The following is an 8,884-nucleotide window of genomic DNA, read 5'->3' on the forward strand; positions in this document are numbered from 1 at the left end:
CATGGCAAAAGCGCGTGCAATAGTCATAACCGGCAACGGTACCAACTGCGAAGTGGAGGCGGCTCACGCCTGCAGGCTCGGCGGTTTCGACGAGACGGTCATAGCGCATATCTCCGACCTCCTGTCAGGGGATATCCGGCTGGACGATTTTCACTTCATCAATCTTACCGGCGGATTTCTCGACGGCGACGACCTGGGGAGCGCCAAGGCCCAGGCCAACCGTCTCCGGTACGCGAAAGTGGACGATCTGGCCGAACATCTCATCGACCAGTTAACCCGCTTCATCGCTGCGGGAAAGTTGATCCTCGGGGTCTGCAACGGCTTCCAGCTCATGGTGAAGATGGGGCTTCTGCCGGCCCTTGACGGCGCCTATCTCAAGCAGACCGCCACGCTGACCTTCAACGACTGCGGCCGCTTCCAGGATCGCTGGGTCTATCTCAAGGTGGATTCAACTTCTCCCTCGGTCTACACGAAGGGAGTGGAAAAGGGGCTTTACCTCCCGATGCGTCACGGCGAGGGGAAGTTTGTCGTCGATGCCCCGGCTACCCTTGCCGCTATAGAAGAAAAGCATCTGGCGGTGTTCAAATATTCCGACGCCGCCTACAACGCCCCCACCATGGAATTTCCCCTGAACCCCAACGGGTCGGTGAACGCCATCGCGGCCCTCTGCAACGAGACCGGCCGCCTCATGGGGATGATGCCCCACCCGGAAGCCTTCGTCCATCGGACCCAACATCCCCGCTGGACCCGCGAGGAACTCCCTGAGGAAGGGGACGGCCTTGTCCTCTTCAAGAACGCTGCCGAGTATGTAAAAATGAATCTGCTGTAAGACCGCTCAAACCAGGCGGCTGCCTCTGTGCAGCCGCTTATTTCGTGCATGGAGACGGAATGAAGCTTTACAGACCAACGGAAGAGTGCGGTATCTTTGGTATTTACGGTCATCCCGAGGCGGCGAACCTGACCTACCTCGGCCTTTACGCCCTTCAGCACCGGGGGCAGGAAGCCTGCGGCATCGTCTCCTCGGATGGGCGAAGCCTCCATGTTCACCGGAGCATGGGACTGGTGGCCGATGTTTTCGGAGACCAGGGGATTTTCCGCAATCTCCCGGGTGAGGCGGCCATAGGACACGTCCGCTACTCAACCACCGGCGATTCGGTCACCAAGAACGTCCAGCCCATCAAGGTTGACTATTCCCGGGGTTCCATCGCCGTGGCCCACAACGGCAACCTGGTGAACGCCCAGATGGTCAAGGACGAACTGGAGGCCTGGGGCTCCATCTTTCAGACCACCATGGACACCGAGGTGATCCTGCATCTTCTGGCCACCTCCAAGCAGAACGCCCTTGAAGATCGCATCGCCGAAGCCCTCGGGCGTTTGAAGGGTGCCTACTGCCTCCTCTTCCTGACTGAAACCCGCATGGTGGCTGCCCGAGACCCCCAGGGGTTTCGACCCCTCTGCCTCGGCAAGTTGGGCGACGGTTGGGTGGTGGCATCGGAGAGCTGCGCCCTGGACCTCATCGAGGCTGAGTTCGTCCGGGAGATCGAGCCGGGAGAGGTGGTCGTCATCACCAAGGACGGCATCACCTCCCACTTCCCCCTCAAGAAGGACGAGGCGGCTCCCTGTATCTTCGAGTTCGTCTACTTCGCCCGCCCCGATTCCTACATTTTTGGCAAGAACGTCTACATGGTCCGGAAGGATTTTGGCCGGCAACTGGCCCGGGAGCACCAGGTGGATGCCGATATCGTGATCCCGGTTCCCGATTCAGGGGTGCCTGCGGCCTTGGGCTACGCCCAGGAAGCGGGACTTCCCTTCGAACTGGGGCTCATCCGCAACCACTACATCGGCCGGACTTTCATCGAACCCCAGCAGTCGATTCGCCACTTCGGGGTCAAGATTAAGCTCAACCCTGTGCGCGAGATACTGGAGGGGAAACGGGTCGTGGTGATCGACGACTCCATCGTCCGTGGCACCACCTCGCGCAAGATCGTCAAGATGGTCCGCAACGCCGGCGCAAAGGAAGTCCACGTCCGGATTTCCTCTCCTCCCACCAGCTACCCCTGCTACTACGGCATCGATACCCCGACCCGGAAGGAGCTCATCTCCTCGTCCCACACCATTGAGGAGATTCGCCGCTACATCACCGCTGATTCCCTCGGCTACCTGTCGGAGGAGGGGCTTCTGCAAGCTGTGGGGGCCGGTAAGAATCCCTATTGCAAGGCATGTTTCTCAGGCAACTATCCCATTACATTCCCCACGCTGGCGGCTGCGCCCCAGCTGGACCTCTTCTGAAAGGAGCAGATTCGACCATGACTGACCGGGAGCGCTTGAAGCAGATAATTATCGAACTTTCCTACGAGAAAAGGAAGGTGATCCTCGCCTCGGGCCGCGAGAGCGATTTCTACTTTGACGGCAAGCAGACTACTCTCCATGCCGAAGGGGGACTCCTGGTCGGTAAGCTCTTCTATGAAGCGATCAAGGATGTGGAAGGGGTGCAGGGAGTAGGTGGGATCACCCTTGGTGCCGATCCCATCGCCACCGCCACCTCCATTGCGGCGTACCTTGACGGGCGTCCCATGCACGCCTTCATTATCCGCAAGGAGCCCAAGGGGCACGGCACGGGCCAGTGGCTCGAGGGACGCAAGAATCTTCCGCCGGGATCGCGGGTCGTTATCGTCGAGGACGTGGTCACCACCGGCGGTTCTTCCATGAAAGCGGTACGGCGGGCCGAGGAGGAGGGGTTGGTCGTGCTCGGCATCGTCGCCCTTGTGGATCGGGAAGAGGGTGGCCGCGAGAACATCGAGGCGGAAGGGGTCTGGCTGAGGAGCATATTCACCAAGTCCCAGCTTGTGGCCTGAAAAACGATTAGTGCATTGCGCAGAGAAGGCGGGAGTCCCCCGCCTTCTTTTTTTGAGGAGATATGAACGAGGTTCTCGACGAATACCGCAGACTGCTTTCTGATGTAGATCATTGGTTCAGCCGCTGCATTGCCCGATCCGGCGAACACATCCGCTGCGCTGAAGGGTGTTCCGAGTGCTGTCGGGGACTCTTCGACATCACGCTCCTCGACGCGGCGCTCCTTAAGGATGGCTTTGACCGGCTCGAAGCGGCTACGCGGGAAAAAGTGCTTATCATGTGTCGGGAGCGCCTTGCCGGCCTCCAGCGGCCCTGGCCCGAGTTCGCTCACCCCTATATCCTCAACTACCGCCCCGAGGAGGAGTGGGAACTTCTCATGCCCGATGACGACGAAACACCCTGTCCGCTTCTGGGGGAAGACGGCAGATGTCTCGTCTACGGGTCCCGTCCGATGACCTGCCGGCTCCATGGCCTTCCCCTCGTGGATCTGACGGGCGAGGTGCTGCACGATGAGTGGTGTACTCTCAACTATGTTGGCGACGATCCCTTGGCCGATGGGGGGCTTCGGGGTGAGTTCACGATGATATTCCAGGAAGAGGTCCGACTCTTCCGGAGATTCTCGGAACAGCTCCTGGGACGGGAGTTTCGGGAATTGGACACCTTCATTCCCACGGCCCTCCTCATCGACTTCACCCGCTTCGACTGGCGTCGGTTCGCAGCTGATTTTGCCGTAACTCCTTGACTCACCTTGGCTAATCGGTATAATAAGCCTTCTTTTTAGTAGGAAAGGATGACCATGGCCGTAGAAAAATTCGAGACTGCCCTCAAGAAGCTGGAAGAGGTCGTGAACAGGCTGGAGAGTGGGGAACTGTCCCTGGACGACTCCCTCAAAGCCTTCGAAGAGGGTGTCAAGATGGCCGCCTTCTGCACGAAGAAGCTGGATGAGGCGGATAAGAAGGTGGAAATACTCCTCAAGAAGAAGGACGGCAGCTTCGCCAAGGAGCCGTTCCGGCTCGAGGATGACTGAAAGGGGGCCGCAGAGTCCTCTCCCCGGTATTACCAATTTACGATATCACGCAAAGCGAGTTTCCATGGACCTTAAAAACTATCTCAAAGAACGTTGTGCCATTGTTGATGATGCCCTTGACCGCTACCTGCCGGGGGAGACCGACCTTCCGGTTTCCGTGCACCGTGCCATGCGCTATTCGGTTTTCGCGGGGGGAAAACGGATCCGGCCGGTCCTGATGCTCGCCGCCTGCGAGGCGGTGGGAGGTGCCCCGGATCTGGCGATACCCGCTGCGTGCGCTATGGAGATGATCCACACCTATTCCCTGATCCATGACGATCTTCCTGCCATGGATGATGATGATTTCCGGCGTGGCCGTCCCACCAACCACAAGGTTTTCGGCGAGGCAATCGCCATCCTTGCCGGCGATGCCCTCCTCACGGAGGCCTTCATACTCATGAGCTCGCCTGAATACGCCGCAAAGGTCGGCTCTGCCCGCATCCTTCCGGTTATCCACGAGATCGGCATCTGCGCCGGCTCCCGGGGGATGGTCGGTGGCCAGGTGGTCGACATGGAAAGCGAGGGGAAGAAGGATATCGATCTGGCCACGGTCCAGTACATCCACACCCACAAGACCGGTGCCCTCATGAAGGCCTCGGTCAAGGCGGGCGCCATCCTCGGCGGGGCGGAAGGGGATACCCTTGCGGCCATGACGCGCTACGGCGAGGCCATCGGCCTTGCGTTCCAGATCGCCGACGACATTCTCGACATCGAGGGTACCACCGAACAGATCGGCAAGGATGCGGGGAGCGACGAGGCCCGGGGCAAAGCCACCTATCCCGCGGTCATGGGGCTTGCCGATTCCAAGCGCCGCGCCCAGGAACTGGTGGACATGGCCCTCGAATCCCTTTCTCCCTTTGGCGAGAAAGCGGAACCCCTGCGGGAGATCGCCCGCTACATCGTAGCCCGGAAATCGTAATGACGGCCATTCTCGACACCATCGAATCCCCCCGCGACCTGAAGGGGCTCACCCAGCGGGAGCTCGCGCAACTGGCGGGCGAATTGCGCGAAAAGATTATTGCTGTCTGTTCCAAAAATGGCGGTCACCTGGCCCCGAGCCTCGGGGTGGTCGAGCTGACCCTGGCGCTCCACCGGGTATTCGATTCCCCTACCGACAAGATCATCTGGGACGTGGGGCACCAGGCCTACGCCCACAAGCTCCTCACGGGCCGGCGTGATCAGTTCGCCACCCTCCGCACCCTTGGCGGCATCAGTGGATTTCCCAAGCGGTGCGAGTCTCCCCATGACGCTTTCGACACAGGGCATACCTCCACCTCCATCTCGGCTGCTCTCGGCTTTGCCGTTGCCCGGGACCTGCAAGGGGAGCGGAACAAGGTGGTGGCCGTCATCGGCGACGGATCCATGACCGGCGGCCTCGCCTACGAGGGGCTCAACCATGCCGGGCACCTGAACAAGGACCTGGTTGTGGTCCTGAACGACAACGAGATGTCCATTGCCGAAAACGTGGGGGCGTTGTCGAATTTCCTGAACCGGACCGTCACCAGCGAATTCGTCCACACCATGAAAAAGGATCTGGAAGGGTTCCTCGGCGGGCTCGACCGGATCGGTCGCGGGGTCCTGAAGGTGGCTAAGCGGGCCGAAGAATCCCTCAAGGGGCTCTTCACCCCCGGCATGCTCTTCGAGGCCTTCGGGTTCGAGTACATCGGACCCATTGACGGCCACGACATCGGCCGACTCATGGAAACCTTCGAAAAGGTTAAACGTTTCGACGACGCGGTTCTCATCCATGTCCTGACCAAGAAGGGGAAGGGGTATCGCCCTGCCGAAGAAAAACCGGCGCTGTTCCATGGCGTCGGCCCCTTCGAGGTGGAAACCGGCAAGGTAATCAAAGGAAAGGGGGGCGCAGCTTCCTACACCGGCGTTTTTGGCGAGGCCATCAGGAAAATAGCCGTCGAAGACGAGCGGGTCATCGCCCTCACCGCAGCCATGCCCGACGGCACCGGTCTCACCCCCTTTGCCACCGACTACCCCACGCGGTTCTTTGACGTGGGCATTGCCGAGCAGCATGGGGTTACCTTTGCCGCTGGGCTTGCCGCCGAAGGATACCGGCCGGTCTTTGCCGTTTACTCGTCGTTCCTTCAGCGCGCCTACGATCAGGTCTTCCACGATGTCTGCCTCCAGAATCTTCCGGTCACCTTTGCCATTGACCGTGCCGGGGTGGTGGGGAGCGACGGTCCGACCCACCATGGGCTTTTCGACCTCGCGTATCTGCGCCATCTCCCCAATATGGTGGTCATGGCACCCAAGGACGAAAACGAGCTTCAGCACCTGCTCTTGACCGCCATCGAGCACGACGGGCCGGCGGCTGTCCGCTATCCCCGGGGTAACGGTTACGGGGTTTCCCTTGACCAGACCTGCAGCGTTCTTCCCATTGGAAAGGGAGAGATCCTGAGGGAAGGTCTGGACGGTGCCCTCCTTGCCATCGGCTCCACCGTCTACCCGGCCCGGGAAGCTGCTGAAGCCCTGGCCGCCGAAGGAATCGACCTCGCCGTCGTGAATGCCCGTTTCGTGAAGCCCCTCGACCGGGACCTGATCCTCAGCCTGGCCCGAACCACCGGCAGACTCATCACCGTTGAGGAGAACGTCATCCAGGGAGGCTTCGGCACGGCGGTGCTGGAACTTCTTGAAGAAGAGGGGATTGAAGGGGTAACGGTTCTCCGTCTGGGGTACCCGGACCGGTACGTGGAGCAGGGAGAGCAGCATGAACTGAGGGCCCAGTATGGCCTCGACGCCCCGGGGATAACGGCTCGGGTTCGAACATTCATGAAGCGATAAACGAAGCCGGGGATTTCCCGGCTTTTTTCTTGATTATGGGATATATCACCAAGGGGTTATGAGCAATGCGATATGCTGATCTCGTCAGAGCCCTTGAAATCTTCGGTTTTTCCGACCGAGTCACACTGCGGGAGATCAAGGCTCGGCACCGGGAACTGGTGCGCCGCCACCATCCCGACTCGGCGGGGAGAGGGGGAGACCCAGAACAGATACGTCTGGTGAACGCCGCTTACGGGATTATCCGCGAGTACGCCGAAAACTACCGCTTCTCTTTTGCTGAGGAGGAGTTCTACGAACAGAACCCCGACGAACGGCTTCGGATGCAGTTCGCGGATGCCCCGCTCTGGGGCTCGAAATAATCCCGATGAGAAACCTGCGGACCTGCGTCCTCTTGATGCTCTGCCTCCTTTTCCTGGGAGGCTCTCTTCTTTCCCCGGCTGCCGCAGCCGATCCCCTTGTGCACAACAAATACGGCGTCGATCTCATCGAACGGGGTGAGATCGAACAAGCAATCGAGCAACTGGAAAAGGCTTACAGCCTTTACTCATCGGATCAGATCCTGAGGAGGAACCTCGCCATTGCCTACGCCCTCCAGGGCCAGAGGCTCCTGGACAAGAAATCCTATGCCGACGCGGCGGGACAGTTCGAAAAGGCCCTGGCGCTTTTCCCCGATGAGCCACGGTATCATCTCCTTCGCGGTATCGCCTTTACCTTGGCAAAGAACTTCCCCCTGGCTCGCTATGAGCTCCAGCAGGCCCGGAATTCGGGAGGGGAGACTGCCGAGGGCCTTTATTTCCTGGGCCGGATTCACTATGAAGAGGGGGAAACGGACGAGGCCTTGGCATATTGGGAAAAGGCCGCCGCCCTGGCGCCATCGGATCCCTCTCTTGCGAAGTTGCTGGAAAGGATGCGCCGTGAGCAGGCCGTGGAGACTCGTATGGAGCGGGGTCACAGTTCCCGCTTCATCGTCTCCTACGACTCGGAAGAAGTGAAGACCGGCATTGCCCTCAATGTGCTCGATGTTCTCGAAGCCGCCTACAATAGTGTCGGCACCGACCTGGGGTACTTCCCCGAGGCGCGGGTTTCGGTCATTCTCTATACGAAACGGGACTTCCGGGAGGTGACCCGCTCTCCCAACTGGTCGGGGGGGCTCTACGATGGCAAGATTCGCATTCCCATCGGGGGTCTTGTGGAGATCACGCCGGAGTTGCGGGCAACGCTGCGCCACGAATATACTCATGCCGTCGTGCGTGAGCTGACCAAGGGCAACTGCCCTGTCTGGCTGAATGAGGGAATCGCGGAACTCCAGGGAAGGCAGGAGCTGAATCCTCCCCTGACGGAGCTGGGGAGAGCAGTCAGGAGTGGCGGGTACCTTTCCTTGCGAAAACTCGAAAGGGGATTCACTTCCTTGGGGAGCACCGAGGTGCGCCTTGCCTATGAGCAGAGTTACGCGGTGGTAAATTTTATGGTTTCCTCATACGGGTGGTATCGGGTAAGGGGCATCCTGGCTTGTCTGGGAGAGGGGCTGACGGTCGACGAGGCAATCAGCAAGGGCCTTGCCGATCTGAGTCTTACCTATGATGGTGTTTTCGGTGAATGGCTGGAGTACATGAAGCGCGAGTTTGGAGGCGAGAAGCAGGGATCCTCTGTATCTAATCCAGTCCCCCGGTCTTGAAAATCAGGTGCAAGAAAAAAGTTGACAGGCCAGAAGTCTTTATGTATAAAAAGACTAAACTGGTCTTATAGGTGCTATTTATGATGGAGCTTACAAGAAAAGGCGAATACGCAATCAGAGGAATCATTCATCTGGCCCAGTTGCCGCCGGGGAAAGTGGCGCTCATTAGTGAGATAGCCGAAGCGACGGGTGTGCCCCAGACGTTTCTGGCCAAGATACTGCAGAATTTCGCCAAGATCGGCATTGTTCAGTCGTTCCGTGGAGCGGGGGGGGGATTCATGCTCGGCCGTTCCGCTTCCAAGATCACGTTGCGCGAAGTGGTGGAGGCAGTGGAAGGACCGATTGTGCCCAATCGCTGCCTGATCGGTTCAGGGACCTGTGAACGGGACAGCACCTGCGGCGTCCATCCGGTGTGGCGGTGTCACTGGTAATGCAATAATGGCCCAAAAGCGGGAATGAAAAGTGTACCACCCTGGGACCTATGGTATCCCTCT

The 8,884-nt window shown here is 59.5% G+C and carries 10 protein-coding genes; all 10 read left to right on the forward strand.

The features are described from left to right. The first annotated feature begins 1 nt into the window (after position 1). The 10 genes from KI811_RS15685 (at position 2) to KI811_RS15730 (ending at position 8,821) form a co-directional block, all read left to right on the forward strand. Complete coding sequence (locus KI811_RS15685; RefSeq protein WP_214187413.1) at positions 2–829, forward strand: phosphoribosylformylglycinamidine synthase subunit PurQ; 828 nt, start codon at positions 2–4, stop codon at positions 827–829. A 59-nt stretch (positions 830–888) separates the two neighbouring features. Further along, complete coding sequence (gene purF / locus KI811_RS15690) at positions 889–2,289, forward strand: amidophosphoribosyltransferase (protein ID WP_214187414.1); 1,401 nt, start codon at positions 889–891, stop codon at positions 2,287–2,289. 17 nt (positions 2,290–2,306) lie between these two features. Further along, positions 2,307–2,855: an orotate phosphoribosyltransferase gene (gene pyrE / locus KI811_RS15695; RefSeq protein WP_214187415.1), complete on the forward strand. Its 549-nt coding sequence runs from the start codon at positions 2,307–2,309 to the stop codon at positions 2,853–2,855. Between the two features lie 62 nt (positions 2,856–2,917). Next, on the forward strand, positions 2,918–3,595 hold the full coding sequence (locus KI811_RS15700) for a YkgJ family cysteine cluster protein (protein WP_214187416.1): 678 nt from the start codon (positions 2,918–2,920) through the stop codon (positions 3,593–3,595). A 54-nt stretch (positions 3,596–3,649) separates the two neighbouring features. Beyond that, positions 3,650–3,880 carry an exodeoxyribonuclease VII small subunit gene (locus tag KI811_RS15705; RefSeq protein ID WP_214187417.1) on the forward strand — a complete coding sequence of 77 codons (231 nt, stop codon included), beginning with the start codon at positions 3,650–3,652 and terminating at the stop codon, positions 3,878–3,880. A gap of 64 nt (positions 3,881–3,944) precedes the next feature. Beyond that, positions 3,945–4,838, forward strand: a complete 894-nt coding sequence (locus tag KI811_RS15710) for a polyprenyl synthetase family protein (protein ID WP_214187418.1) — start codon at positions 3,945–3,947, stop codon at positions 4,836–4,838. Further along, positions 4,838–6,715 (forward strand): 1-deoxy-D-xylulose-5-phosphate synthase, encoded by a 1,878-nt coding sequence (gene dxs, locus KI811_RS15715; RefSeq protein ID WP_214187419.1) that lies wholly within the window; start codon positions 4,838–4,840, stop codon positions 6,713–6,715. Before KI811_RS15710 ends, dxs begins: the two co-directional genes overlap by 1 nt. A 65-nt stretch (positions 6,716–6,780) precedes the next feature. Further along, entirely contained in the window at positions 6,781–7,074 is a 294-nt protein-coding gene (locus KI811_RS15720) for a J domain-containing protein (RefSeq protein WP_214187420.1), read from the forward strand. A gap of 5 nt (positions 7,075–7,079) precedes the next feature. Beyond that, positions 7,080–8,390, forward strand: a complete 1,311-nt coding sequence (locus tag KI811_RS15725; RefSeq protein ID WP_214187421.1) for a peptidase MA family metallohydrolase — start codon at positions 7,080–7,082, stop codon at positions 8,388–8,390. A gap of 80 nt (positions 8,391–8,470) precedes the next feature. Further along, the gene (locus tag KI811_RS15730; RefSeq protein ID WP_214187422.1) at positions 8,471–8,821 is read left to right on the forward strand and encodes an RrF2 family transcriptional regulator; all 351 of its coding nucleotides are present in this window, start codon (positions 8,471–8,473) and stop codon (positions 8,819–8,821) included. Positions 8,822–8,884: the final 63 nt, after the last annotated feature.

The organism is Geobacter hydrogenophilus (assembly GCF_018501225.1).
Taxonomy (GTDB): domain Bacteria; phylum Desulfobacterota; class Desulfuromonadia; order Geobacterales; family Geobacteraceae; genus Geobacter; species Geobacter hydrogenophilus.